At 71.3% G+C, this 24,638-nt stretch carries 26 protein-coding genes; 14 read left to right on the plus strand and 12 right to left on the minus strand.

Annotated features, from left to right (window positions below; genetic code table 11):
• Positions 1–115: 115 nt before the first annotated feature.
• The gene (locus A3CE_RS0115595; RefSeq protein WP_004561810.1) at positions 116–313 is read left to right on the plus strand and encodes a hypothetical protein; all 198 of its coding nucleotides are present in this window, start codon (positions 116–118) and stop codon (positions 311–313) included.
• Entirely contained in the window at positions 292–729 is a 438-nt protein-coding gene (locus A3CE_RS0115600; protein ID WP_026468514.1) for a VOC family protein, read from the plus strand. The genes A3CE_RS0115595 and A3CE_RS0115600 overlap by 22 nt, the downstream gene beginning before the upstream one ends.
• Positions 730–933: 204 nt before the next feature.
• Here A3CE_RS0115600 and A3CE_RS0115605 read toward each other — a convergent pair whose 3' ends face one another.
• The 8 genes from A3CE_RS0115605 to A3CE_RS0115640 all read right to left on the minus strand — a co-directional run bounded on the left by A3CE_RS0115605 (position 934) and on the right by A3CE_RS0115640 (position 11,535).
• Positions 934–2,202: an aminotransferase family protein gene (locus A3CE_RS0115605; RefSeq protein ID WP_020641028.1), complete on the minus strand. Its 1,269-nt coding sequence runs from the start codon at positions 2,200–2,202 to the stop codon at positions 934–936.
• 94 nt (positions 2,203–2,296) lie between these two features.
• On the minus strand, positions 2,297–3,487 hold the full coding sequence (locus tag A3CE_RS0115610; protein ID WP_026468515.1) for a CaiB/BaiF CoA transferase family protein: 1,191 nt from the start codon (positions 3,485–3,487) through the stop codon (positions 2,297–2,299).
• A gap of 5 nt (positions 3,488–3,492) precedes the next feature.
• On the minus strand, positions 3,493–4,191 hold the full coding sequence (locus tag A3CE_RS0115615) for a GntR family transcriptional regulator (protein WP_020641030.1): 699 nt from the start codon (positions 4,189–4,191) through the stop codon (positions 3,493–3,495).
• A 4-nt stretch (positions 4,192–4,195) separates the two neighbouring features.
• On the minus strand, positions 4,196–4,975 hold the full coding sequence (locus tag A3CE_RS0115620) for an SDR family NAD(P)-dependent oxidoreductase (protein WP_026468516.1): 780 nt from the start codon (positions 4,973–4,975) through the stop codon (positions 4,196–4,198).
• A 2-nt stretch (positions 4,976–4,977) separates the two neighbouring features.
• The gene (locus A3CE_RS0115625) at positions 4,978–6,678 is read right to left on the minus strand and encodes a hydantoinase B/oxoprolinase family protein (RefSeq protein WP_020641032.1); all 1,701 of its coding nucleotides are present in this window, start codon (positions 6,676–6,678) and stop codon (positions 4,978–4,980) included.
• Positions 6,675–8,696 carry a hydantoinase/oxoprolinase family protein gene (locus A3CE_RS0115630; protein WP_020641033.1) on the minus strand — a complete coding sequence of 674 codons (2,022 nt, stop codon included), beginning with the start codon at positions 8,694–8,696 and terminating at the stop codon, positions 6,675–6,677. Before A3CE_RS0115630 ends, A3CE_RS0115625 begins: the two co-directional genes overlap by 4 nt.
• Positions 8,693–10,288 (minus strand): thiamine pyrophosphate-binding protein, encoded by a 1,596-nt coding sequence (locus A3CE_RS0115635; RefSeq protein ID WP_020641034.1) that lies wholly within the window; start codon positions 10,286–10,288, stop codon positions 8,693–8,695. The genes A3CE_RS0115630 and A3CE_RS0115635 overlap by 4 nt, the downstream gene beginning before the upstream one ends.
• A gap of 71 nt (positions 10,289–10,359) precedes the next feature.
• Positions 10,360–11,535, minus strand: a complete 1,176-nt coding sequence (locus A3CE_RS0115640) for an NAD(P)/FAD-dependent oxidoreductase (protein WP_020641035.1) — start codon at positions 11,533–11,535, stop codon at positions 10,360–10,362.
• Between the two features lie 80 nt (positions 11,536–11,615).
• On the opposite strand from A3CE_RS0115640, the gene A3CE_RS0115645 reads away from it, so the two are divergent.
• The 8 genes from A3CE_RS0115645 to A3CE_RS0115680 all read left to right on the plus strand — a co-directional run bounded on the left by A3CE_RS0115645 (position 11,616) and on the right by A3CE_RS0115680 (position 17,942).
• The gene (locus A3CE_RS0115645) at positions 11,616–12,980 is read left to right on the plus strand and encodes a WS/DGAT/MGAT family O-acyltransferase (RefSeq protein WP_020641036.1); all 1,365 of its coding nucleotides are present in this window, start codon (positions 11,616–11,618) and stop codon (positions 12,978–12,980) included.
• 116 nt (positions 12,981–13,096) lie between these two features.
• Positions 13,097–13,183, plus strand: a complete 87-nt coding sequence (gene pqqA / locus A3CE_RS51165) for a pyrroloquinoline quinone precursor peptide PqqA (protein ID WP_043790872.1) — start codon at positions 13,097–13,099, stop codon at positions 13,181–13,183.
• 3 nt (positions 13,184–13,186) lie between these two features.
• Positions 13,187–13,876, plus strand: coding sequence for a pyrroloquinoline-quinone synthase PqqC (gene pqqC, locus A3CE_RS0115655; RefSeq protein ID WP_020641037.1), 690 nt, complete (start codon positions 13,187–13,189; stop codon positions 13,874–13,876).
• Complete coding sequence (gene pqqD, locus A3CE_RS0115660) at positions 13,873–14,139, plus strand: pyrroloquinoline quinone biosynthesis peptide chaperone PqqD (RefSeq protein ID WP_020641038.1); 267 nt, start codon at positions 13,873–13,875, stop codon at positions 14,137–14,139. The genes pqqC and pqqD overlap by 4 nt, the downstream gene beginning before the upstream one ends.
• Positions 14,130–15,194 (plus strand): pyrroloquinoline quinone biosynthesis protein PqqE, encoded by a 1,065-nt coding sequence (gene pqqE / locus A3CE_RS0115665; protein WP_020641039.1) that lies wholly within the window; start codon positions 14,130–14,132, stop codon positions 15,192–15,194. Before pqqD ends, pqqE begins: the two co-directional genes overlap by 10 nt.
• Positions 15,191–16,024, plus strand: a complete 834-nt coding sequence (gene pqqB, locus A3CE_RS0115670; protein ID WP_020641040.1) for a pyrroloquinoline quinone biosynthesis protein PqqB — start codon at positions 15,191–15,193, stop codon at positions 16,022–16,024. Before pqqE ends, pqqB begins: the two co-directional genes overlap by 4 nt.
• Positions 16,025–16,078: 54 nt before the next feature.
• Positions 16,079–16,609 carry an ArsR/SmtB family transcription factor gene (locus A3CE_RS0115675; protein ID WP_020641041.1) on the plus strand — a complete coding sequence of 177 codons (531 nt, stop codon included), beginning with the start codon at positions 16,079–16,081 and terminating at the stop codon, positions 16,607–16,609.
• A gap of 100 nt (positions 16,610–16,709) precedes the next feature.
• Entirely contained in the window at positions 16,710–17,942 is a 1,233-nt protein-coding gene (locus A3CE_RS0115680) for an MFS transporter (protein ID WP_020641042.1), read from the plus strand.
• Here the strand turns inward: A3CE_RS0115680 and A3CE_RS0115685 are convergent.
• Positions 17,920–18,369 carry a MaoC family dehydratase gene (locus A3CE_RS0115685; RefSeq protein WP_020641043.1) on the minus strand — a complete coding sequence of 150 codons (450 nt, stop codon included), beginning with the start codon at positions 18,367–18,369 and terminating at the stop codon, positions 17,920–17,922. The two genes, A3CE_RS0115680 and A3CE_RS0115685, sit on opposite strands and share 23 nt — an antisense overlap.
• A 64-nt stretch (positions 18,370–18,433) precedes the next feature.
• Here A3CE_RS0115685 and A3CE_RS0115690 point away from each other — a divergent pair, with 64 nt between their 5' ends.
• Positions 18,434–19,111, plus strand: a complete 678-nt coding sequence (locus A3CE_RS0115690) for an ArsR/SmtB family transcription factor (RefSeq protein ID WP_026468519.1) — start codon at positions 18,434–18,436, stop codon at positions 19,109–19,111.
• 428 nt (positions 19,112–19,539) lie between these two features.
• Here A3CE_RS0115690 and A3CE_RS0115695 read toward each other — a convergent pair whose 3' ends face one another.
• The 3 genes from A3CE_RS0115695 to A3CE_RS0115705 are packed head-to-tail and all read right to left on the minus strand — an operon-like array spanning position 19,540 to position 22,233.
• Complete coding sequence (locus tag A3CE_RS0115695; RefSeq protein ID WP_020641045.1) at positions 19,540–19,797, minus strand: hypothetical protein; 258 nt, start codon at positions 19,795–19,797, stop codon at positions 19,540–19,542.
• A gap of 58 nt (positions 19,798–19,855) precedes the next feature.
• On the minus strand, positions 19,856–21,238 hold the full coding sequence (locus tag A3CE_RS0115700) for an amidase (protein WP_026468520.1): 1,383 nt from the start codon (positions 21,236–21,238) through the stop codon (positions 19,856–19,858).
• A complete protein-coding gene (locus A3CE_RS0115705) occupies positions 21,235–22,233 on the minus strand; it encodes a D-2-hydroxyacid dehydrogenase (RefSeq protein WP_026468521.1) in 999 nt (332 codons plus the stop codon). The genes A3CE_RS0115700 and A3CE_RS0115705 overlap by 4 nt, the downstream gene beginning before the upstream one ends.
• A 101-nt stretch (positions 22,234–22,334) precedes the next feature.
• Between A3CE_RS0115705 and A3CE_RS0115710 the strand changes: the two genes are divergently transcribed.
• From A3CE_RS0115710 to A3CE_RS0115720, 3 genes are all read left to right on the plus strand, one after another.
• Positions 22,335–23,075, plus strand: coding sequence for a maleate cis-trans isomerase family protein (locus A3CE_RS0115710; RefSeq protein ID WP_020641048.1), 741 nt, complete (start codon positions 22,335–22,337; stop codon positions 23,073–23,075).
• Positions 23,076–23,136: 61 nt separating this feature from the next.
• Complete coding sequence (locus A3CE_RS0115715) at positions 23,137–23,883, plus strand: maleate cis-trans isomerase family protein (RefSeq protein WP_020641049.1); 747 nt, start codon at positions 23,137–23,139, stop codon at positions 23,881–23,883.
• Between the two features lies 1 nt (position 23,884).
• A complete protein-coding gene (locus A3CE_RS0115720; RefSeq protein ID WP_020641050.1) occupies positions 23,885–24,604 on the plus strand; it encodes a GntR family transcriptional regulator in 720 nt (239 codons plus the stop codon).
• Positions 24,605–24,638: the final 34 nt, after the last annotated feature.

The raw sequence follows: 24,638 nt of genomic DNA on the forward strand, positions 1-24,638 counted from the left end.
CTCCCCTACCCGGGGGAGAGGGTGGCGCGAGCAGTCGAACATGTGTTCTACTGTGCGAGCCGGTCCCGGAGGGGGAAGCTCCGCGGGCCGGCCCCACAGACTTCGGGAGGTTGTTGTGGCGGTCAAGATCACCCACCTGACGAACGGCCAGCAGGTCCGTTTCGCCAACGCCGACGGCGCGCGCCGCTACGCCGAGATCATGGGCGGCGGCGTGGACAAGTGGCGCTTCACGGTCGTGCCCGAGGACCCGATGCTGCGGAAAATGTCGGACTCGGTCGTTAACGTGCCGGTATGGCGCATGACTTCCAGGTAGTGGTGGACACGGCCGACCCGCACGTGCTCGCGGACTGGTGGGCCGAAACGCTCGGCTGGCCGGTGGAACCGACGGACGAGGACTTCATCCGCGAGATGATCGCGAAGGGATACGCGAAGGAAGAGGAAACCCGGACCCATCGCGGTGCGCTGGTCTGGAGAGCCGGGGCGGCGATCCGCCACCCGGACTCACCACCGGACGGCCCACCGCGGCGGATCCTCTTCCAGGAGGTTCCCGAGCCGAAGACGGTGAAGAACAGGATGCACATCGACGTGTGGGTCGGCGCGGACAACGTCGAGGCGACGCTGGCGAAGCTGACGTCGCGCGGCGCCGAGTTCCTTCATCGCGGCAAGCAGGGACCACACAGCTGGGTGACGATGGCGGACCCGGAAGGCAACGAGTTCTGCATCTCCTGAGACGCATCTCCTGAGACACCGGCGAGCCGGCGGCGGGCTGGGGGTCGCCGCCGGCTCGCCGAGGTGAGATCCGGGCTCGATCACGCGAGATCCGGTTCCAATCACGCGAGACCCGGGCCCGATCACGCGAGACCCGGCGCCAGTCACGCGGGCGTGAACGACTCTTTCCTGCCGTCGGAGGACAGGAAAGAGTCGTTCACCGCGTCAAATCTGCGCCGCGAGCCGGTCCAACGCCTTCGGCAGTGCCGACGCCAGCAGATCCAGCTCCGGCTCCGCCGCGACCAACGGCGGTGACACCGCGACACCGCGCCCCAGGTTGCGCACGATCACGCCCTCGTCCCGGCAGGCCCGCTGCAGCTTCACCGGCGCACCCGGGTCGGCGGCCATGACCTCCGCCGTCAGCTCCACCGCCGCCAGGAAGCCCAGACCCGCGCGGACCTCCGCCACCAGCGCGTGCTCAGCCGCTCCCGACACCGCGTCGGCCAGGGGTTTCTCCAGTTCCCGGCCGCGGGGAATCAGCCCGTCGCGCTCGTAGATGTCCAGGGTCGCCAGGCCCGCCGCGCACGCCACCGGGTGGCCCGCGTACGTCGCGCCGTGGCGGAAGATCGGCGCTCCCGGCGCCCCCGTGAAGAACGGTTCGGCCACCCGCGGTGCCACGATCAGCGCGCCCAGCGGGATCGTGCCGCCGGTGATGCCCTTCGCCGTCGTGATCAGGTCCGGCCGGACCGGCCAGCGGTCGATGCCGAACCACGTGCCGAGCCTGCCCCACGCCGCGATCACGCAGTCCGCCACGAACAGCACGTCGTGGCGGCGGCAGATCGCCGCCACCTCTTCGAGGTACCCCTCCGGCGGCAGCAGCACGCCGCCCGCGCCGATCACCGGCTCGCAGAAGAACGCCGCGACGCGAGCCGCGCCGACCCGCTGGATCTCCGCCTCCAGCGCCGCCGCGTTGTCGTACGGGACGTGCGAGAAGTCCGGCGGCTGCGGGCCGAAGCCCGCCGTGTTCGCCGGGATGCCGCCGACCGCCGTGCCGAAGCCGTGCGTGCCGTGGTAGCCCTGCGCCCGGCCGATCACGTGCACCTTCTCCGGACGGCCGGTGTGCGCGAAGTACGCCCGGGCGAGCTTCACCGCCGTGTCGATGACGTCGCCGCCGCCCGAGCCGAAGAACACCTTCGACCCCGGCTCCGGCGCCAGCTCGGCGACGCGGTCGGCCAGCTCGATCGCCGGCTGGTTCGCGTTGTAGCCGAACAGGTTGTACGAGTCGAGAGTCCGCAGCTGCCGGGCGACGGCTTCGGTGATTTCCGGGCGCCCGTGGCCGAAGTTCGCGTACCAGAGCGACGCGGTCGCGTCGAAGTACCGGCGGCCCGCGTCGTCCCAGACGTACGAGCCCTCGCCGCGGGTGATGACCATCCGGTCGCCGTCGACCGCGCCCATGTCGGCGAACGGGTGCCAGAGGGCGTGCTGTGCTGCCATCGGTCCTCCCTAAGTCCTGCCCCCATCCCTACCAGGGCGGAGCGGGAAGCGCGAACACTCCATCGTGCACAGTTCGCGGATCCGGACCGGCCGGTCAGTCCAGGAACTCGGCGATCTCCCCGGCGGAGTAGCCCAGCTCCGCGAGGACTTCCGCGGTGTGCTGGCCCAGCGTCGGCGGGGCCGACGTCGGCCCCGCCGGGGTGTCCGACGCCTTCACCGGGAAGCCCGTGCCCACGTACGTCCCGACCGTCGGGTGCGGCAGCCGCACCACCTGCTCACGCGCGGCCGTCCACGGGTCCGCGTAGACGTCGTCGATCTCGTTGATCGGGGCCGCCGGGATGCCCGCCGCGTCGAAGTCCTTCGTCCAGTCCGCCGCCGCGCGCGTCAGCAGCACTGGTTCGAGCAGCGAGTTCAGCTCGTCGCGGTGGGCCGCTCGCAACGCGTTCGACGAAAACCGCGGGTCCGTAGCGATGTCCAGGCCGAGCACCCCGCAGAATGCCTGCCACAGCTTTTCGCTGCCGACCGCGATGATCAGCCAGCCGTCGGAGACGGGGTACGCCTGGTACGGCACGATGCTCGGGTGCGCCGAGCCCATCCGGCGCGGCCGCGGCGTGTCGTAGAAGTGCGCACCCGCCGCATAGACGTGCCACGCCAGCTGACTGTCCAAAAGGGACACGTCGAGATACTGGCCGCGGCCCGTCGTGTGCCGGGCCTGCAGCGCCATCAGCACCGCGATGATCGCCCACGTCCCGGCGTTCAGGTCCGCCACCGGCAGCCCGACCTTCGCCGGCGCGCCGTCGGGCTCGCCGGTCAGCGACATCACGCCGCCGAGCGCCTGCGCGACCAGGTCGTAGCCCGCGCGGTCGCGGTACGGCCCGGTCTGCCCGAACCCGGTGATCGACACGTGGATCAGCCGGGGGTTGAGCGAAGACAGCGCGTCGTACCCGATCCCCCACTTCTCGAGCGTGCCCGGCCGGAAGTTCTCGACGAGCACGTCGGCGTCCGCGACCAGCCGCCGGAGGGCTTCGCGCCCGCGGCCGCTCTTCAGGTCGAGGACGATCCCGCGCTTGTTCCGGTTGGCGGCCAGGTAGTAGACGGCCTCGCCGCCGACGAACGGCGGTCCCCAGCCGCGGGTGTCGTCGCCGTGCCCGGGCGGCTCGACCTTCACCACGTCCGCGCCCATCTCGCCGAGGTACTGGGTGCAGTACGGCCCGGCGAGGATGCGCGACAGGTCGACGACCTTGATCCCGTCCAGCGGGCGGAATCCGGTACGGCCGGCAGGCATCGAGGTCACTCCGCTCTCCCGGTCCGGGTTGCGCTGAGTTCCAGCAGCCGGGCTTCGGCCTCGCGAAGGTAGCGGTCCAGCGCCGCCTCCGCGACGTCGAACCGGCCGCGGCGCAGGTCGCGCAGGATTTCCTCGTGGCAGCGGAGGAACGGCTCGTAGAACTCCCGCGTGTTCTCGTTCAGCACGAAGAACAGCCGCGTTTCGGCGAGCACCTGGCGCATCGTCGCGGAGAGGCGTTCGCTGCCGGCCAGGTCCGCGAGGGCCTGGTGGAAGTGGATGCTGGCGGTGCCGACCGCGGGCCAGTTCTCGGCAGCCGCCGCCAGCCGGCCGTCGCGAAGCGCCTGCTCCACTCCGGACAGATCCACAGTGGACAACTCGGCCGCCCGGCGCAGGGCGCCGCATTCGGTGGCGCGGCGGACGACGTAGAGGTCCGCGATGTCCTCCGTGGTCAGTTCACGGACGAACACGCCGCGGTTCAGCTCGTGCACGGCCAGCCGTTCGTGGGCCAGCAGCTGGAACGACTCGCGCAGGGTGTTGCGTGATACGCCGAGCGCCGAGCTGATCACCGGTTCCGAAAGCCGTTCACCGGGGGCGAAGACGCCGTCGGTGACGTACTGGCGCAGGATCGCCGCGACCCGCTCGGCCGTGCCGCTGCGTTCGAGCTGGTGTCGCTCGCTCTCCAGCCCCGAGGCATCGACGGTCACGGCGCTACCTGACGCCGAGCTCGAAATCGAGGCTGTAGCGGTGACCCGGCATCGCGCCCGCGGCCTTCGCGCCGTCGATCGGCAGCACGACGCCGTTGACGAACCGCGACTCGTCGCTCGCCAGGAACACCACGGCCTTCGCGACCTCCCATGCCTCGCCGACGCGTGCCGCGGGCGTGCTGGCGACGAGCTGGTGCTGCTTGGTCTCGAACTCCTCCGGCGACGCGAGGGTGCCGCGCAGCATGTCGGTGTCGATCGCGCCCGGGTTCACCGTGTTGGCGCGGATGCCCTGGTGCGCGTGCCCGACGGCGATCGACTTCATCAGCCCGACCAGCGCGTGCTTGGTGGCGTTGTACACCGGGTCGCCGGGGCGGCCCATCACGCCGCCGTTCGACGACGTCGTGATGATGCTGCCCGCTTTCCGCTCGATCATGTGCGGCAGGACCGCGCGCGTACCGAGGAAGGCGGCGCGCACGTTGAGCGCGAAGATGTTGTCGAACTCGGCCAGCGTCGTGTCCACAAGGGACTTTCCGAGGTGGATGCCGACGTTGTTGAACAGCACGTCGATGTGACCGGCCTCGGCGATGACGCCGTCGACGAACGCGCCGACCTGACCTTCGTCCGTGGCGTCCACAATGGAGTAGCCGGGTATCTCTTCGGCGGGCTCACGGATGTCGGAAGCGAACACCGTCGCGCCTTCGGCGAGGAACTCCTTCACCGTGGCGAGGCCGATGCCCCGCGCGCCACCGAAGACGACCGCCACTTTACCGGCCAACCGACCCATGTTCACTGCCCTGCTCTCAGTCGCGCTGTCTGCTCTTCGTCCACCACGTAGTCCTCGGGCAGCCGGACGAGCGCGTCCGGCTGCCCGAGGTACCGCACTTCGACGCCGTACACCTCGCGCGCCGCTTCTGCCGAGACGTAGCCCTCGACGACGTCGGCGAGCACCGCCGCCACCGGCCGCTCGAGCGGCGGCCCGTACCCACCACCGCCGGGCAACGTGACGTCCACAACGGACTCGGGCGTCAGCGTCACACGGCTCTTCATGGGCAGGTCCGCCCCGCCGCACAGGCCGAACCGGCCGGCCGCACCGGACTGCCCACCGTCCACACCGGACGCGGCGGCGCGCACCCGGTCCACGTTTCCGTTGGCACTCCACGGGTCCGAGCCGCGGAGGGCCACCGACGTCACCTGGCCGAGGCCACCACGCCACCGTCCGGCCCCGCCGGAGTCCACGCGTAGTTCGCGCGTCCGCTGGACCAGCGGCGCCATGGTCTCGATCACCTCGGTCGGCGTCGAGCGCAGTCCACTCGGGAATCCCGTGGTGTTCAGGCCGTCCTTGTCCGAACGCGCCCCCGTGCCGCCGGTCTGGAAGACGTTGAGCATGAACCCGGGCCCGCGCCAGATGGTCATCCACAGCGCGTCCGCGCTCGGCGCGATCGCCGCCTCCGGCAGGGCGCCGATCAGCAGGGACGGCAGGAAGTGCCCGATCAGGTGCCGGGACGCGACCGGCGCGGGCGGCAGGCAGTTCAGCACCGAGCCCTCGGGCGCGGTGACGTGCACCGGCCGGAACGACCCGGCGTTGTGCGGCACCTCCGGCGAGATCGCCGCCTTGACGGCGAACGACGCGTACGCCCGCGTGTAGTTCAGGACGACGTTGATCCCGCGCCGGCTCTGCGGCGACGAGCCCGCGAAGTCGAGGTGGATCTCGTCACCGTCCACAGTGGCCGTGACGCGCAGGACGATCTCTTCGTCGTCGAAGCCGTCGGTGGCGATCTCGTTCCGGTACGTCCCGTCCGGAAGCTCGCGCAGCGCGTCGCGCAGGGCCTTTTCGGACCGGTTCATGATCTCGGCGGCGATGTCGTCGAGGCTGTCGAGGCCGAACTCGTCCAGCAGGCGCAGCAGGCTCGCCGCGCCGACCTCGTTGCCGGTGACCTGCGCGTACAGGTCGCCGATGGTCTCCTCCGGGGTCCGGACGTTCGCCCGGATCAGCCGTTCCAGATCGCCGTTGACCTCGCCCGCGCGCAGGAACTTCAGGATCGGCAGCCGCAGGCCTTCTTCGAAGACCTCGTGGGCCTCGGCCGACACCAGCCGGCCGCCGATGTCGGGCGCGTGGCAGCACGACGCGAACCACGCGACCAGCCTGCCGTGCCGGAACACCGGTGTCGCCACCGTGATGTCGTTGATCTGCCCGGCGGTCTGCCACGGATCGTTGGTCAGCAGCACGTCCCCGGGTTCGAGCGTCTCCGGCGGGTACGCGGCGACGAAGTGGTGCATGCCGGTCGCCATCGCGTTGATGTGGCCGGGCGTGCCGCCGACGGACTGGCCGATCATCTCGCCGCGCGAGTCGAACACCGCGCACGCCAAGTCGAGCGATTCACGCACCACGGCGGAGAAGGCCGTGTTGACCAGCGCGTTCTGCTGTTCGGCGAGGATCGAGTGCAGCCGGTTGCCGAACAGCCCGACGAGGATGGGGTCGGCACTCACACCGTCACCTCCAACGCCCCGTCGGACCGGACGACGCAGTGCGCGCCCGGCGGGATGACCACAGTGGACTCGCGTTCCTCCACGACGGCGGGCCCGCTCACGCGAACACCCGGCTCGAGCCGGTACCGGTCGAAGATCGCCGTGTCGACAAATCCCCCGGCCGACGGGAAGTAGGCCTTGCGGGTCCCCTTGCCCGCGTCTCCGGACGCGTTCGCCGAGGTCAGCCGCAGAGTCACGACCGGTTTCGGCCCGCTCGAGACGACCCGCCAGTTCAGCACCTCGACGCCGACCTCGGGCCCGGTCCGCCGGTACAGCGCGCGGTAGGTGCGGGTGAACTCGTCGAGCAGGGCATCGGGCCAGCTGCCGCCGCGGACCGGGACGCGGATTTCGTAGCCCTGCCCGGCGTACCGCATCTCGGCGATGCGCCGGTGCGTCACCTCCGAAACCCCGGACTTCGCCAGCAGCGCCGCGCCTTCGGCTTCCATCTCGGCGAACAGCGCGTCGACCTGCTCCCAGGCCAGGTCGTGGACGGCCGCGCGGGCCGACCGCACGAAGTCGAACGCCAGCGGTGCGGTGAGGAAGCCCGCGGCGCTGAGCACCCCGGCGGCGGGCGGTGCGACGACGGACGGCGCTCCGAGCGCCCGCGCGACACCGGCGCCGTGCACCGGACCGGCGCCGCCGAAGGTGTACATCGGCAGCTTCGCCGGATCCTGACCCCGTTCGACGGCGTGGACGCGCGCGGCGTTGGCCATGTCCTCGTTGACGCTGGTGTGGATGCCCCAGGCGGCCTCTTCGACGCTCACGCCCAGCGGCTCGGCGATCCTGTCCCGGATGACAGCGCGCGCGGCCTCTTCGTCCAGGCGCATCGCGCCGCCCAGGAAGTAGCCGGGGTCGAGGTAGCCGAGCACGAGGTCGGCGTCGGTGACCGTGGGCTCGGTGCCGCCGCGGCCGTAGCAGACCGGGCCGGGCTCGGATCCCGCCGAGTCGGGTCCGACGGTCAGCAGTCCCAGCGCGTCGATGCGGGCGATCGACCCACCGCCGACGCCGATCTCGATCATGTCGGTGACCGGCACCCGCACCGGCAGCCCGGAGCCGGGCAGCAGCCGGTACTTGCGGTCCACTTCGAACTGGTGGGTGACCAGCGGCTCGCCCCCGGCGATCAGGCACAGCTTCGCGGTGGTTCCGCCCATGTCGAAGGCCAGCAGGTCCGGTGGCCCGATCGCGGCCGCCGCCAGCGCCCCGCCCGCCGGTCCGGACTCGAGGATCCTGATCGGGTACCGGGCAGCAGTGTCCACTGTGGCCAGACCGCCGTTGGAGAGCATGATGTGCGGCGCGCGCGTGATCCCCAGCCGGCGCAGCCGCTGTTCGAGGTCGCGCAGGTACCGCTCGGTGAGGTCCTGGACGTAGACGTTGGCGACCGTGGTCGACGCGCGCTCGAACTCGCGGATCTCCGGCACGACGTCGGAGGACAGCGCGACCCGCAGGCCGGGCGCGGCCTCGGCGAGGATTTCCGCGACGCGCCGCTCGTGCGCCGGATTGGTGAAGGAGTGCAGGAAGCAGACCGCGACGGCCTCGATCCCGCGGTCCGCCAGTTCCCGTCCGAGCCTGGCGACGTAGTCCTCGTCGAGTCCGGTGTGGACGGACCCGTCGGCGAGGATCCGCTCCGGGACGTCGAACCGCAGGTGCCGCGGCACCAGCGGCGCGGGCAGTTCCAGGTGCAGGTCGTACAGCTCGTACCGGTGCTCGCGGCGCATTTCCAGGACGTCGCGGAACCCGGCGGTCGCGAGCAGCGCGGTCCGTGAGCCCTTGCGCTCGATCAACGCGTTCGTGACCAACGTCGTCCCGTGCACCACCTGCTCGACCGCCACGACGTCCGTGAGCAGCGCGGCCAAGCCCTCTTCGACCGCACGCGCGGGCTCGTCGTGCGTGGTCAGGATCTTGTGGACGGCGACGATCCCTGTTTCGTCCACAGCGCAGAGGTCGGTGAACGTGCCGCCGATGTCGACGCCGATCCTCATGTCCGGTACCACCGCGGCGAGGTGTTCAGCGGCGGTTTCAGCTTGGCCTTCACGACCAGCACGTTCGGCTCGTCCGACTCGACGAACTCGCCGAGCAGCCGGCGGAACGCCCGCCCGAACCCGGAGACGCGGTCGGCGTGCACTCCGAACGACCGGGCCAGGCCGACGAAGTCCGGGCTGTCCCAGTCGACCCCGCGGTGCGGGAGGCCCTCGCGGTCCTGGTCGTAGCGCAGCATCCCGTAGCCGCCGTCGTCGACGAGGACGACAGTGACCGGCAGCTGCTCCTGCGCGAGCGTCGCCAGGTCACCGCAGCCGTAGAGGAATCCGCCGTCGCCGGTGATGCAGATCGCGCGCCCGGTGCCGGCCGCGGCCGCGCCGAGCGACGCCGGGAAGCCGTAGCCGAGCGTGCCCCAGCCCATCGGGTAGGCGAGCTTGCGCGGCGCCCGCACCCGGTGGAAGCCGCCGACCCAGTAGCCGGCGACGCACATGTCGGACACGAGCACCGCGTCCGTCGGCAGCACTTCGTCCAAAGTGGACAGGAAGTCGTAGGCCTGCGGCTCCTCGTCGCGGATCCGCTGGCGCACGCGCCGACCGATGCCGGCCAGCCGCAGGGTGATGTCGTCGAGGCCCGGTCGTTGCTTCGGCAGCAGCCGCTCGACGATCGAGCGCGCGTCACCGACGAGCGTCAGGTCGGGCTGGTAGTTCTTGGCGGCGTCGTCGGCGTCGACGTTGATCGCGATGAGCTCGGGCGGCTTGGGCATCCGCCAGTTCTGCGTCATCAGGCCGTCGAAGTCGGTGCCGATGGCGAGCACGACGTCGGCTTCGTCCCACAGCTCGCCGACCTCCGGCGTGTGCACCGGGTTCGGCGCCAGGCACGGGTGGTCGAGCGGGAGCAGCCCGCGGGCGGCGAACGTGGTGATCACCGGCGCGGCGAGCTTCTCCGCGAGGGCGCCGATCGCGTCGCCCGCCCCGGAGCGCAGCGCGCCGCCACCGGCCCAGATCAACGGCTGCCGCGCGTCGGACAGCATCGCCTCGGCCCGCGCGAGGTCGGGGACGTCGACATCGGGCTTGCGGTGCGGCGCGGGCGGATGGCGGTGCGGCACGCTCTCGCGCAGGTAGTCGGTGGGCACGCCGAGGTAGACCGGACCGCTCTGTGGCTGCAGCGCGAGCCGCGCCGCGCGGTGCAGGGTCGTGCCGACCTGGTCGGCGGCCCGCACCGTGAAGCCGCCCTTGGTCACCGGCGCGAACATCGCCTGCTGGTCGGAGGTCTCGTGCAGCACACCGCGGACGACACCGGGACGGCGCAACGTCGACGGGATGTCGGTGGCGATGACCAGCACCGGCGCGGCGGACGCCATGGCCTCGCCGACCGCGCCGAGGGTGTTCGCGGCGCCCGGACCGGTGGTCACGAGGGCGACGCCGAGCCTGCCGGTGGCGCGCGCGTAGCCGTCGGCGGCGTACCCGGCGGTCTGCTCGTGCCGGACCCCGACGAGCTTGATGCCGGTCTCGCCCAGTGCCTCCCACAACGGCAGGTTGTGCACCCCGGGGAGGCCGAAGACGATCTCCGTCCCGAGCGCTTCCAGCGCGTCCACCAGCTCCCGAGCACCACTCACAGCCACGACCCGAATACTGCCAGATCGTTGAACGATCTGGCAATCAGCCCTTAGACGATATTGTGCTCGGCGCTCGTCGTGCCCGCGGCGAACCGGCGGACGTCGAGCTCGGCGATATCCACTACCGGCTGTCGGCCCAGGTAGAGGTCCCGGATCAGCTCGCCGGCGGCCGGGCCCATCTGGAAGCCGTGCCCCGAGAAGCCGGTCGCGTAGAAGAACCGCGACAACAGGACGCTTTCCCCGATGATCTGGTTGCGGTCCGGCGTCATTTCGTACAACCCGGCCCAGGCCGTGCGGATGCCGGCGTCGAGCACGGCCGGGATCCGGCGGGCCGCCAGCTCGGCCAGCCGCGGCAGCCATTCGCCGGGCTCGTACCGCGTGCCGAAGCCCGGGAAGCCGTCGTCCTCGCTGAACGACATCGCCAGCCCGGGACCCTCGCGGTGGCAGTAGAACGCCGAGGGCATCTCGATGGTCAGCGGAACCGATTCCGGCAGCCCGGGCACCGGCCCGGTGAACACGACCTGCCGCCGGAACGGGCGCACCGGCAGGTCCAGCCCGGCCAGCTCGCCGATCCGGCCCGACCACGCGCCGGCCGCGCACACCACCGCGCCGGTCCGCACGGACCCCGCCGTCGTGTTAACGCCGGTTAGCGTGTCGCCGTCGCGCTCGAGCCCGGTGACCTCGACGCCGGTGCGCAGCTTCGCACCGTGCGCGCGGGCCGCTCTCGCGTAGCCCTGGACGACGGCGTCCGGCGTCGCCTTCGCGTCGTCCGGCGACCAGAGCACGGCGACGACGTCGTCCGTCCGGAGCAGCGGGAGCACGGCCTTGGCTTCGGCGGGATCGAGGAGGTGGCTGCGGACGCCGTACTCGCGCTGCAGCTCCGCGCAATGTCCGATTGCGGGCACGTCCGCCGGGTCGGTGAGCAGGTACAAGTAGCCGTCACGCCGGAAGTCGATCTCGACGCCGAAGTCGCGGGAGAAAGCGCTGTACGCGGCGAGCCCGCGCAGTCCCAGCTCGACGTTGACGCGGGTGGTGAACGACGACCGGATGCCGCCCGCGGCCTTCGCCGTCGAGCCGCCGCCGAGCTCGCCGCGCTCGATCAGCAGCACGTCGACGCCGGCCTCGGCGAGCCGGAAAGCACAGCTCACGCCGATCACTCCACCGCCGATCACGACGCATTCGGCCATCTGTGGCACGGCCGTTTCCTCGGCGCCGCGGACGGTCATACTCGCCAGAGTAGAACGTGATCCACCCGCGGACGCCGAGCGCGTAGAGTCGGCGTGCCGAGCGCGGAAGGTGATGTCCCATGGCGATGATGCCCGTGACCGACTCGATGTTCCTCCTGGTCGAAACGCGCGAGCATCCGATGCACGTGGGCGGGCTGCAGCTGTTCAAGAAACCCGACGGCGCCGGCCCGGAGTACCTGCGAGACATCCGCACTTCGCTGCTGGAGTCGGAGAACATGCGCTCGGTGTTCCGGCGCCGCCCGGCCAGGCCGGTGAACACCATGGGCCACGTGGTCTGGGCGAACGACGCCGATCTCGAGCTCGACTACCACTTCCGGCACTCGGCGCTGCCGCGGCCGGGCCGTGTCCGCGAGCTGCTGGAGCTGACGTCACGCTGGCACAGCACCCTGCTCGACCGGCACCGGCCGCTCTGGGAGACCCACCTCATCGAGGGCCTCGCCGACGGCCGGTTCGCCGTCTACACCAAGGTCCACCACGCGCTGATGGACGGCGTCTCGGCGCTGCGCCAGCTGCAGGGCACGCTCTCGGACGACCCCGCGGACCTGGATTGCCCGCCGTGGTGGGGCAGCCGGCGCAAGCCCGGCGAAGAACGCGCGAAGCGGCCGCGGTCGTTCCTGCAGACCGCGAGCAAGACGGCCAACCAGCTCGCGAGCCTGGCGCCGGCCGCGCTGAAGGTGGCGCGCGAGGCGTTCGGTGAACACACGCTAACGCTGCCGGGGCAGGCGCCGAAGACGATGCTCAACGTGCCGATCGGCGGCGCGCGGCGGTTCGCGGCGCAGTCGTGGTCGCTGGACCGCGTCCGGCAGGTGGCGACGGCCGCCGGGGTGTCGCGCAACGATGTCGTGCTCGCGATGTGTTCGGGTGCGCTGCGGGACTATCTCATCGAGCAGCGCGCGCTGCCGGACGCGCCGTTGATCGCGATGGTGCCGGTGTCGCTGCGCCGCCAGAACGACCCCGGCGAGGCGGCGGGCAACAACATCGGCGCGCTGCTGTGCAACCTGGCCACCGACCTGCCGGACGCGGGCAAGCGGCTCGTCACGATCCACCAGTCGATGCGCAACGGCAAGCGGCTGTTCTCGGAGCTGACGCCGTTGCAGACGCTGTTGTTATCGGCCGTTAACGTCGCGCAGCTCGGCGTCTCCCCGATCCCGGGCGTCGTCAAGAACACCCGGCCGCCGTTCAACTTGGTGATCTCGAACGTGCCCGGCCCGCGCAAGCAGATGTACTGGAACGGCGCCCAGCTCGACGGCATCTACCCAGCGTCGGTGCTGCTCGACGGCCAGGCCGTGAACATCACGCTGACCAGCAACGGCGACAACCTCGACTTCGGCGTCACCGGCTGCCGCCGCAGCGTCCCGCACCTGCAGCGGATCCTGACACACCTCGACACGGCCTTGGTGGAGCTCGAAGCCGCGGTGCGGTAGCCCGCTCACCGACACTCCCGCTCCCCCATCGGAAGGAATCTTTCCGAACTCGCTGGTCAGTCCGCTCCGCGCGCTCCTAGGGTGGCGACGATCACCCCCGCAGAGAGGAGCAGGACATGCTCGAGGAGTGGACGACCCCCGACTTCGTCGAATACGAAACCCCCATGGAGGTCACCGCTTACGCGGCCCGCATGGCGGACTGAAGGATGCCGGTCGAGCCACTTCCGGAAAGCGCATTCATCGACGAGCTGCGCGGACTCTCCGGCCGGTACTGGGGAACGCACCCGTTCCACCGCCGGCTGCACGCGGGCGAACTCGACGAGCGCGGGCTGCGGATCTGGGCGGCGAACCGCTGGTACTACCAGTGCGTGCTGCCGCAGAAGGACGCGGCGATCATCAGCAACTGCCCGCTGCCGGAGATCCGCCGCCAGTGGCTCGACCGGATCGTCTACCACGACGGCGCGAGCGCCGGCACCGGCGGGATCGAACGCTGGCTGCGGCTCTGCACGGCGGCCGGCCTGGACCGGGACGAGGTTCTCGACGAACGGCACGTCGTGCCCGGCGTCCGGTTCGCCGTCGACGCGTACGTGACTTTCGCGCGCACGAGACCGTGGTGGGAAGCCGTCGCCTCGGGACTGACCGAAATGTTCGCCGGGCACCTGATGCAGCAGCGCGTCGCGGACATGCTCGCGCACTACTCCTGGATCTCGCGCGAAGACCTCGCCTACTTCACCAACCGCATCGACAAGGTTTCCGGCGAAGGCAAGGACACCCTCGACATCGTCGTCCGCCACTGCGTCACGCGCGAACAGCAGGACCGCGCGATCGCGGCGTTGTCGTTCAAGTGCGACGTGCTGTGGTCGATGCTGGACGCGATCGAACGGGCGGCCGCGTGATCACCGCCGACTCGGTCCCGCAGCTCCGGCGAGGTGTCCGATTGTCCTTCGACCACGTCCGGGAGACGCACGTGCTGCTGTTCCCCGAAGGCGTCCTGGTGCCGAACCCGACAGCGGCTGCAGTGCTCGAACTCTGCGACGGCGCCCGGTCCGTCACCGAAATCACGACGGCGCTTTCGCAGCGCTACTCCGGCGTGGTCGCGCAGGACGTCGTTTCCGTGCTGACGCGGCTGGGCGAACGGCGGGTCGTCGCATGGACGTGAGCCCGCCGCTCGGCCTGCTGGCCGAGCTGACCCACCGCTGTCCGCTGCACTGTCCTTATTGCTCCAACCCGGTGGAACTGACCACCCGCGACGCCGAGCTGTCCACGGCGGACTGGCTGTCGGTGCTGTCCCAGGCCCGCGAACTGGGCGTGCTGCAGGTGCACATGTCCGGCGGTGAGCCACTGGCCCGGCCGGACCTGCCCGAGCTGGTCGCGCACGCGAGCGGGCTCGGCTGCTACGTCAACCTGGTCACCTCGGGGCTCGGCCTGACGTCGTCGCGGCTCGACGACCTCGTCGAGCGCGGGCTGGCGCACGTCCAGCTGTCGGCGCAGGGCGCGACGCGCGAGCGCGCCGACCTGCTGGCCGGCGCCAAGGCGTTCGACCGGAAGCTCGCCGCGGCTTCCTTGGTGAAGTCGTCCGGGCTACCGCTGTCGCTGAACGTGGTACTGCACCGGCGCAACCACGACCAGCTCGCCGGGATCATCGAACTGGCCGAGCGGATGGGTGCCGACCGGCTGGAACTGGCGAACACGCAATACTACGGCTGGGCGCTGCGCAACCGGGACGCGCTGATGCCGACTCCGGCGCAGCTCGCCGCGGCCGAGCCGGTGGTCCGCGCGGCTGTTGCCCGTTTGCGGGGCACGATGGAGATCGTCTACGTCGTCGCCGACTACTACGAGCCGTACCCGAAGCCGTGCATGTACGGGTGGGGAGCGCGGCAGCTGACCGTGGCGCCGGACGGCACGGTGCTACCGTGCCCGGCCGCATCGGCGATCTCGACGTTGTCGCTTTCGTCCGTGCGGGACACGCCTTTGTCCGAGATCTGGTACCGCTCCTCGTCGTTCAACGCCTACCGCGGTGAGGAGTGGATGACCGAGCCCTGCCGCACGTGCGACCGCCGCGGGCTCGACTTCGGCGGCTGCCGCTGCCAGGCGTTCCTGCTCACCGGCGACGCCGCGGCGACCGACCCGGTGTGCTCGCGGTCGCCGCGGCGCGGCGTCGTCGACCTGGTGCTCGCCCGTCCTCCGGCTACCGACCTGGTCATGCGCCGGTGAAGGTGATCCTGCTCGGCACCGCGGCGGGCGGCGGGTGTCCCCAGTGGAACTGCGCGTGCCGCCTCTGTGTTTCCGGGCTGGTGCCACGCTCGCAGGACTGCGTCGCGATCAGCGCGGACGGCGCGAGCTGGTACCTGCTCAACTGCTCGCCGGACATCCGGGCCCAGATCCTCGGGACGCCGGAGCTGCGGGCCGGGCCGGGACCGCGCGAGATCCCGCTGCGGGGTGTGCTGCTCACCGACGCCGAGCTCGACCACTCGCTGGGCCTGCTGATGCTGCGCGAAGCGGGTGGGCTCCCGGTGTGGGCGCCGGAGCCGGTGCTGTCCGCGCTGTCTCCGTTTCGCGCCATCGTCGACGGCTACGGCGGCTGGAGCTGGTTATCCGCCGTTAACATCCCCGGGTTGCGCGTCGACGTGCTGCCGGTCAGCGACAAGCGACCGAAGTACGTCTCGGCCGCGCAGGACGGGCCCTGGGTGGTCGCCTACCGGATCGAGGACCGTGCGACCGGCGGCGTGCTGGTGTACGCACCCTGCCTTCGTAGCTGGCCTGCCGGATTCGACGCCTTCGTCTCGGGTGCGGATCTCGTGCTGCTGGACGGGACGTTCTTCGCATCGGACGAGATGGCCGGCGTCGGCGGACCGGACCAGCTCGCGATGGGGCACCTGCCGATCACGGCGAGCCTGGCCCGGATCGCCGGGCGGCAAGGGCGCTGGGCGTTCACGCACCTCAACAACACGAACCCGGTGCTGGACCCGGCGTCCCCCGAGCACGCGGCCGTGCTCGCCGCCGGGGCCACGTTGCCGGCGGATGGCACGTCGTACGTGCTTTAGCCGGCGGACCATGACCCCCAAATAACCCTTTGACAGTGGTGGCAGACTCGAAACATGCCCCACGACCACCTCCGGGTCCTGGCCCACCCGCTCCGCCTGCGGATCCTGTCGCTGCTCACAGGCACCCCGCTGAGCGCGGCCGAGGCGGCGCGCGAACTCGGCGAAACCCAGGCGAACATCAGCTACCACGTCCGCCGGCTGCACGACGCAGGCCTGCTGGAGGTGGCGGAGGAAGTCCACATCCGCGGCGGCCGGGCGAAGCGCTACCGCCACGATCCGCACTCCGGCAAGCGCTTGACCAGCCGCGACCCGGCGGAGGAGCAGCTACTGACGAAGGCGATCGCGGACGAGCTGCTCCGCCGGGCCGGGCAGCGCGCCTCGGACCGCCCGGCTTCACTGACCGACGCGGAGTTGTGGGTGGACCCGGAGGTGTGGTCGCGGCTGCTGAAGCAGGCGACAGCGCTGAGCCAGGAACTCCACGACGCGGCGCAGCCCCCGAGGTCTCCGGGGACCGTGCGAGTCAGCGCGAGTGTGGCGCTGTTCGAACTCACCGCTCCCGCGGGCCGAGATGAGGATCCGGCGTGAGTTTCCCGGACTTGCGTCCCGCTCACGCGGCCCCTGCCTCGCCTGCCATTCCCGCACGGCCCCGACGTCCCGACTGCCCCGTCCGATCGGAGGAGCTTCCGTGACCTCGCCCCTGCTCGCCCCGCTGCGGGAAGCGCGGTTCCGCGCCCTCGTCACCGGGCGGACGTTCGCCGACTTCGCCAATGCCGTCGCGCCGTTCGCGCTCGCGTTCGCCGTGGTGGACCTCACCGGTTCGGCCGTCGACCTCGGCGTCGTCGTCGGGGCGCGGTCGCTCGCCAACGTGCTTTTCGTCCTGTTCGGCGGCATGCTGGCCGACCGGCTGCCGCGATCGGTGATCCTGCAGGGCACCGCAACCGCCGCCGCTCTCACGCAGGCGGCCATCGCCGCGAGCGTCCTGTGGGGATTCGCGTCCGTCCCGCTGCTGATCGGGCTCAGCCTGGTCAACGGGGCCGTCTCGGCGATCTCGCTGCCCGCCGCCGCTTCGCTCACGCCGCTGACCGTGCCCGGACCGCTGCTCGCCCAGGCGAACGCGCTGGTCCGGCTGCTGTCGAACGCCGGCCGCATCGCCGGCGCCGGGCTGGCCGGGGTCCTCGTCACCTTCGCCGGTTCGGGCTGGGCACTCGCCGGGGACGCCGTACTGTTCCTCGCCGCCGCGCTGACGTACAGCCGGATCCGGCTGCCGCGCGGCGAACGGCTCCCCAGCCGCCGTCCGCTCGCCGAGCTCGGCGAAGGCTGGCGCGAGTTCCGCGCCCGGTCCTGGGTGTGGCTGGTGGTACTGCAGTTCATGATCGTCAACGCGGTCAACGCGGGCGCGTTGCTGGTGATTGGCCCGCTGGTCGCCGACGACACCTTCGGCCGCACCGGCTGGGGCCTCGCGCTGGCCGTGCAGACGGCCGGGTCCCTGGTCGGCGGCGTCATCGCCGCGCACTGGCAACCACGGCGGATCCTGCTGGTCGGGGTCGCGCTGGTCATGGCCGACGCGCTGCCGATGCTGGCCCTCGGCGAAACACCGTATCTGCTGCCGCTGCTGGCGGCGATGTTCCTTTCGGGCGTGACGATCGAGCAGTTCGCCGTCGCGTGGGACGTGTCGCTGCAGGAGCACATCCCGCCGGACAAGCTCGCCCGCGTCTACTCCTACGACATGCTCGGCTCGTTCCTCGCGATGCCGCTCGGCCAGATCACCGCCGGTCCCCTGGCGGAGCATGCCGGCCGCGAGGCGACACTGCTCGGAGGCGCGGCACTGATCGTCGGCGCGACCGCGCTCGTGTTGTGCAGCCGTCAGGTGCGAACCCTGGTCCGGCGCGCGCCGGTCAGCCCGGGCGCACCAGGATGAGGTTCAGCAGGCTCGCGCTGAACACGATGTCGCCGCCGCCGTCGACGAGCTCGACGCGGGTGCGCACCAGCCCCCGGTCGGGTTTCGAACGGGAGCGCCGCGCCTCGGTCACGGTGGCCCGCAGCCGCAGCACGACGCCCGGACGCACCGGACGCGGCCAGCGCAGCTCGTCGACGCCCGGGCTGCCCAGACTGGACACAGTGGACAGATAGTGGTCCGCGTACAGCCGCATCATCAGGCTCGCGGTGTGCCAGCCGCTGGCGATCAGCCCGCCGAACGGGCCACCCGCCGCCGCGGCCGGATCGGCGTGGAAGTCCTGCGGGTCGTAGCGCCGGGCGAACTCGACGATCTCGGCCTCGGTCACCGCGACACTGCCGCACTCGTAGGTGACGCCCGGGACATAGTCCTCGAAGTAGCGATCAGTCACGGCCGCAGGGTGCCACAGGAATGGTTCGATCCGGAGCGAACTGTTCCGAGGCTACGCTGACGCGATGCCCGCTGAGCCCGACATAGCGTCGGTCGCCCAGGCCATCGGCGAGCCGGCACGAGCGGCCATGTTGCTGCAGCTGATGGACGGCGACGCGCACACCGCCCGGAAGTTGGCGGCGGTCGCCGGGATCGCGCCGTCGACGGCGAGTTCCCACTTGCGCCGCCTACGCGAATCGGGTCTGGTCCAGGTGGCCGAAGCGGGCCGACAACGCCTCCACAGGCTCGCCGGCCCGGAGGTGGCCCAGCTGGTGGAGACCTTGGCGGCACTCGCCCCACCCCGGCTGCCGGAACGGCTCCAGCCCGACCCACCCGCCGGACCGCTGCTACGCGCCCGCGCGTGTTACGGCCACCTGGCCGGGCAGCTGGGCATCGACATCGCCATGGCGCTGCGCGAGGACGGAGTCATCGGCGACCTGGCGCCGGGTGAGACGGGCGTGCTGCACAGTTTCGACCACCCACTGCTGGTGGCGCTGGGCATCAGCGAGCTGCCGGACGCGGGACCGGCCGTGCGCGGGTGCCTGGACTGGTCCCACAGGACTGTGCACCTCGCGGGAGCGCTGGGGACAGCACTGCTGACGGCACTGCTCGGCGCGGGCTGGGTGCGCCGCCGCCCAGGTGGAAGAGTCCTGCGCATCACCGAAACCGGACGACGCCGGCTGGGCGAACTCGGCCTCGTCTAAGGCTTGGTCTCGGACTGGGGCCTGGACCTTTGGTCTCGGACACGGTCTTGGTCTCGGCTGACCGCAGCGTTGTCCACAGACCTGCCCGAATGTGGACAACTCCAGCACTGAGCCGTCTGAAAGCCAGGATCGTCGGGACCCGCCGATAGACTGTCCCGGGGGCCAACCCCCGGGACAGGGTGGGCCGTGCCCGCCCGGCCTGACCAGGCTTCCCTGCAAAGCCTGCCCGGCGCGGCCTCTTCGGCTTGACCTGCCCTGCGCGGCCTGCCCCTTCCGGGGCCGAGCTCCGTCGTGAGCAGCCTCCCCGGCGCGCCTGCCGCCCGGTCCCACCTGCGCAACCTCCCGGCGCGCCTGCCCGACGTGGCCCGGCCTCACGTGCAGCCTGCTTTCCACGCCGAGCGCATTGCCGCTACCGGACCACGCGTTCTCTACCGGCCGACGCGGGGTCCTGACGTCAGGTCACTGTGGCCGTCGAGGCGCCACCAGTTCTCCAGCGTCTCGCGCAGCGCCTTCAACAGCTCGCCGCCCGTTTCCAGGGGGACCAGCGCCGCCTTGCCATCGTCCACCCTCAGGGCCGCGGCCAGCCGGTCGCCCTGCTCGACCAGGCCGACCACCACCCGGGTCGGTTTGCCGGTGACGTCGACGGTCGGGATGGCTCGTTCGTAGCGCCAGCCTTGAGCGTTCACCCGGCCGACAGTGGCACAGCTTCCGTCGCCGCGGACCGGGTTTCACCCTCAAGTGTGGTCAGGCGGCGGCCCAGGGCCGCACTTCCTCCAGGAGCTTCGCCACGGCCAGCACGAGGTCGTCCGAGTGCCGCGGCCCGACGATCTGCAGGCCGACCGGCAGCCCCGCCGACGTGCGGCCGGCCGGCACGCTGATCGCCGGCTGCTGGGTCATGTTGAACGGGTACGTGAACGGCGTCCACTCCGGCCACTCGCTCAGCCCGCTGCCCGGCGGCACGTCGTGTCCCGCCTCGAACGCCGCGATCGGGACGGTCGGGGTGATCAGCACGTCGTAGCGGGTGTGGAACTCGCCCATCAGGATGCCCAGCGCGGCCCGCTCGGCGGTCGCGTCGAGGTAGTCGCTCGCCGTCCACGTGCGGCCCAGTTCCCAGACCTTGCGCAGACCAGGGTCGGTCCGCGCCTCGGAACCCGGCGGGAACGTGCCGAGCAGCTTCGCCGCACCCGAGGACCACAGGATGTCGAACGCCGGCTTCGGGTCGGCGAACCCGGGGTCGTTCTCCTCGATGTGCAGGCCCGCGTCCCCCAGCGCGCGCACTGCCGCCGCGACGATCGCGGCCACCTCCGGGTCGACGTCGACGTAGCCGAGCGTCGGCGAGAACGCCGCGATCAGGCCGCGCACGTCCCGCCGGACCGCCTCGCGGAACGACGCCACCGGCGGCGCCAGCGCGGACGGGTCGCGGTGGTCCGGCATCGACAGCACGTCCAGCAGCAACGCGGTGTCGTCGACCGACCGCGCCATCGGGCCGGCGTGCGAGAGCGGGCCGAACGGGCTCGCCGGGTACAGCGGGATCCGGCCGTGGGTCGGCTTGAGCCCGACGATCCCGCAGAACGACGCCGGGATCCGCACCGAACCGCCGCCGTCGGTGCCGACGGACAGCTCGCCCATCCCGGCCGCGACGGCCGCCGCGCTGCCACCGCTCGACCCGCCCGCCGTCTTCGACGGGTCGGCCGGGTTGCGCGTGATGCCGCACAGCGGGCTGTCGGTCACGCCCTTCCACGCGATCTCGGGCGTGGTCGTCTTGCCCAGCAGCACCAGGCCGGCCTCGCGCATCCGTGCCGCGACCGGGCTGTCGACGTCCCATGGCTGGTCCGGGCTGATGCTCTTCGAACCCCGGACGGTCGGCCAGCCCTGGGTGAGGAACATGTCCTTGATCGACGCGGGCACGCCGTCGAGCCAGCCGATCGGATTGCCGTCCCGCCAGCGGATCTCGGACGCCTTGGCCTGCTCCAGCGCCCGGTCGGCGTCGACGAGGCAATACGCGTTGCACTCGCCGTCGCGGGCTTCGATGGCCTGCAGGGCGTTCTGCGTCGCCTCGATCGGTGACAGCTCACCGGTCGCGTAGGCGGCGACGAGCTCGCTGGCGGTCAGCATCCTGTCGTTCATCCGTCTCCCTGGTTCCCCGACGGCACGTAGCCGAGCGTCTTGTCGACGACATTGCGCAGCGGCTCCCCAGCGCGCCAGCGGCGGAAGTTTTCGGTGAACACCTCGACCAGCGTGGTGCGCCAGCCGGCGAAGTCACCGGACATGTGCGGCGAAATCAGCACGCCGGGCATGCCCCACAACGGGCTGTCCGGCGGCAGCGGCTCGGTGTCGAACACGTCGAGCGCGGCCCCGGCGATGGTCCGTTTTTCGAGCGCCGCGACCAGGTCGGACGTCACCACCAGCTCGCCGCGGCCGACGTTGACGAACCGCGCCGACGGCTTCATCGCGGCGAACGCCCGTGCGTCGAACATGCCCTTGGTGTGCCCGGTCAGCGGCGCGACGGCGACGACGTAGTCAGCGTGCGGAAGGAACTCCGTGAGCCGCGCGGACTCGTGGACGACGCCGAAGTCCGGATCGCCGACGCGCTCACGGCGCCCGGCACCGCTCACCCGCATCCCGGCCGCGCGCAGCAGCCGCGCGATGGCCCGGCCGATCGGCCCGGTGCCGACGACGACCACCTCACGTCCGGCGATCCGCTCGCTCTCCCGGTGCAGCCAGCGCCCCTCGCGCTGCAGGTCGTGCGACCGTGCGAAGTCCTTCGCGAAGGCGAGCACCACGCCCAGCACGTACTCCGCGATGGCGTCGTCGAAGACGCCCCGCGAGTTCGTCAGGACCACGTCGCTCTCCCGCAGCCCGGGGAACAGCACCGGGTCGACGCCCGCGCTGGCGATGTGCAGCCAGCGCAGCCGGTCGGCCGCGTGCCAGGCACCCGGCACCGCCGTGGAGAGGAAGTCGTAGACGAAGAGGGCGTCCGCTCCGGACAACGCTTCAGCAAGGCCTGCCGCATCCGTGTAACGCACGACCGCCCCGGATTCGACAGCACGCATGTCCGGTGGGCGGGACTCGCCACAGAGCACTGCCAGGACGGGAGCTTCCCGGTCTTCCGAGGCGATCACGTTGACACGGTAAAAGTCACTCGTATGATTGTCAACAATCCGAGGAACGACCCCCGGAGCACCGGACGTGTCACGTACAGACGTATTCCGGAGGCTGAGCCTTGGATTTCGACTTCCTGGCGTTCGAGGGCCCGCTGGCGCAACGCGGCATCGGCGTGATCGCCCCCTTCGACCTCGCGCTGGAGCGCGAGCTCTGGCGCTGGGTGCCGATGGAGGTCTCCCTCCACCTCGCCCGCACGCCGTACGAGCCGGTGCCGGTCAGCATGGAGATGGCCCGCCTCGTCAGCGACAGCCACCACCTGGCCGGCGCCACCCGCGACGTGCTGCACGTCGAGCCCGAGGTCGTCGCCTACCTCTGCACGTCGGGCAGCTTCGTCAACGGCGTCGACTACGAGCGCTCGCTGACCAAGGCGATCTGCGACGCCGGCGCGCCGGACGCCGTCACCACCTCGGGCGCGCTGGCCGAAGTGCTGACGCAGCTCGACCTCCACCGCGTCTCGGTGCTCACGCCGTACGACGCCGACCTCACCCGCGCCCTGCACGACTTCCTCGCCGAGCTGGGCGTCGAGACCGTGGCCAGCGACCACCTCGGGCTGGGCGGCGGCATCTGGAAGGTCAGCTACCGGACCATCGCCGAGCGCATCCTCGCCGCCGACCACGGCGACGCCGAAGCGATCTTCGTCAGCTGCACCAACCTTCCCACCTACGACGTGATCGAGCCGCTGGAAGCCGCCCTCGGCAAGCCCGTGCTCACCGCGAACCAGCTGACGATGTGGGCGTGCCTGCGCCGGATGAACCTTCCCATCGTCGGACCCGGGAGGTGGCTTCGTGACGTGTCGTGAAAGGTTTTCCTTGACCACCCCTCTAGGATTGTCGACAATTTGCGTCCCCTCCGGAGGTTCCGTGACCACCATCGGTTTCATCTACCCCGACCACGCGGCCGAAGACGACTACCCGCTGGCCGAGCAGCTGCTCGGCGGCATGGCCGTCGACGAGGGCGACATCCGGCTGGCGGTAGAGCACATCTACGGCACCGACAAGCACGCGCTCGCCGAGCTGCTGGACCTCGGCAGCGAGGCCCGGCTCGCCGACGGCGCCGCCCTCCTCGCGAAGCACGAGCCCGCCGCGGTCATCTGGGCGTGCACCAGCGGCAGCTTCGTCTACGGCTGGGAGGGCGCCCGCGACCAGGCCGACCGCCTCGCCGCCGTCGCCCGGGTCCCGGCCTCCAGTACCTCCTTCGCGTTCGTGCACGCCGCGCGTGCCATGGACATCAAACGGGTCGCCGTCGCCGCCAGCTACCCGGACGACATCGGCCGGCTGTTCGCAGACTTCCTCGGGGCCGGCGGCATCGAGGTCGTCACGATGGCCAGCGCCGACATCATCACGGCCGCCGAAGTCGGCGCGATGAGTCCGGAGGCCGTCGTCGAGCTCGCCGTGAGCCACGACCACCCAGACGCCGAAGCCGTCCTCGTGCCGGACACCGCCATGCGCACCCTCGCCGAGATCAACGCCGTCGAAGCCGCGCTCCGCAAGCCCGTGTTGACCGCCAACCAGGTCACCGTCTGGGAGGGCCTGCGCCTGACCGGGCAGCACCGGCTCGTCCGCTCGCTCGGCGCGCTCTTCCGGCACCGGCCGGACGGGAGCGCCTGACATGGCCCTGCCACCGGGCACGCTGCCCGAGATCGAACCGGTCAGCCGCGAGTCGACGGCCGCCGTCATCGCGCGCCAGCTGCGGGACGCGATCATGGCCGGCGCCCTCCCGCCCGGCACCCAGCTCGGCGAAACCGAGCTGGCCTCACGGTTCCAGGTGTCACGGGGGCCGCTCCGGGAAGCCATGCAGCATCTGGTTTCCGAGGGGCTCCTGCGCAGTGAACGGCACCGCGGGCTGTTCGTGATCGACCTCGAGCCCGGCGACGTCTACGACATCTATGCAGCTCGCTCGGCGATCGAACGCGCCGCCATGCTCCGCGCCCTGCGCGGCGGGGACCGTGACCGGATCGCCGACCTGCTCGATCAGACCGTCGTCGAGATGGCGACCGCCGCAAGCGAAGACGACCCGAACGCGCTCTCCACCGCGGACCTCAAGTTCCACGAGGCCCTCATCAACGCCTCCGGCAGCAAGCGGCTCGTCCGGATGGCCCGGACGCTGCTCATCGAGACCCGGATGTGCCTGACCGCGCTGCAGAGTACGTACCAGCGGGTCGAGGAACGCGTGGAAGAGCACACGAAGCTCATCCAGGCGCTGCGGGACGGCGACGAAGAGACGGCGCTGGCGCTGCTGGAGGCCCACATGGAGGACGCCGTGCAGCGGCTTGCGCCGGGCACCAGCCTCAGGGGCGGACACGCCCCGCCGGTGCCGGGAAACGCGTGACCGGAGCGCCGAAACGCGTGATCGGAGAGCCGAC

This window comes from Amycolatopsis balhimycina FH 1894, assembly GCF_000384295.1.
Lineage (GTDB): Bacteria > Actinomycetota > Actinomycetes > Mycobacteriales > Pseudonocardiaceae > Amycolatopsis > Amycolatopsis balhimycina.

What these genes read in the sequence shown, in the direction of transcription:
- A3CE_RS0115620 (WP_026468516.1), bottom strand. Translation starts at nt 4,975, where the DNA reads ATGGGTCGGTTGGCCGGTAAAGTGGCGGTCGTCTTCGGTGGCGCGCGG.
- pqqE (WP_020641039.1), top strand. Translation starts at nt 14,130, where the DNA reads ATGGACGTGAGCCCGCCGCTCGGCCTGCTGGCCGAGCTGACCCACCGC.
- A3CE_RS0115675 (WP_020641041.1), top strand. Translation starts at nt 16,079, where the DNA reads ATGCCCCACGACCACCTCCGGGTCCTGGCCCACCCGCTCCGCCTGCGG.
- A3CE_RS0115630 (WP_020641033.1), bottom strand. Translation starts at nt 8,696, where the DNA reads ATGAGGATCGGCGTCGACATCGGCGGCACGTTCACCGACCTCTGCGCT.
- A3CE_RS0115600 (WP_026468514.1), top strand. Translation starts at nt 292, where the DNA reads ATGGCGCATGACTTCCAGGTAGTGGTGGACACGGCCGACCCGCACGTG.
- pqqA (WP_043790872.1), top strand. Translation starts at nt 13,097, where the DNA reads ATGCTCGAGGAGTGGACGACCCCCGACTTCGTCGAATACGAAACCCCC.
- pqqC (WP_020641037.1), top strand. Translation starts at nt 13,187, where the DNA reads ATGCCGGTCGAGCCACTTCCGGAAAGCGCATTCATCGACGAGCTGCGC.
- A3CE_RS0115605 (WP_020641028.1), bottom strand. Translation starts at nt 2,202, where the DNA reads ATGGCAGCACAGCACGCCCTCTGGCACCCGTTCGCCGACATGGGCGCG.
- A3CE_RS0115645 (WP_020641036.1), top strand. Translation starts at nt 11,616, where the DNA reads ATGGCGATGATGCCCGTGACCGACTCGATGTTCCTCCTGGTCGAAACG.
- A3CE_RS0115720 (WP_020641050.1), top strand. Translation starts at nt 23,885, where the DNA reads ATGGCCCTGCCACCGGGCACGCTGCCCGAGATCGAACCGGTCAGCCGC.
- A3CE_RS0115700 (WP_026468520.1), bottom strand. Translation starts at nt 21,238, where the DNA reads ATGAACGACAGGATGCTGACCGCCAGCGAGCTCGTCGCCGCCTACGCG.
- A3CE_RS0115640 (WP_020641035.1), bottom strand. Translation starts at nt 11,535, where the DNA reads ATGACCGTCCGCGGCGCCGAGGAAACGGCCGTGCCACAGATGGCCGAA.
- A3CE_RS0115690 (WP_026468519.1), top strand. Translation starts at nt 18,434, where the DNA reads ATGCCCGCTGAGCCCGACATAGCGTCGGTCGCCCAGGCCATCGGCGAG.
- A3CE_RS0115610 (WP_026468515.1), bottom strand. Translation starts at nt 3,487, where the DNA reads ATGCCTGCCGGCCGTACCGGATTCCGCCCGCTGGACGGGATCAAGGTC.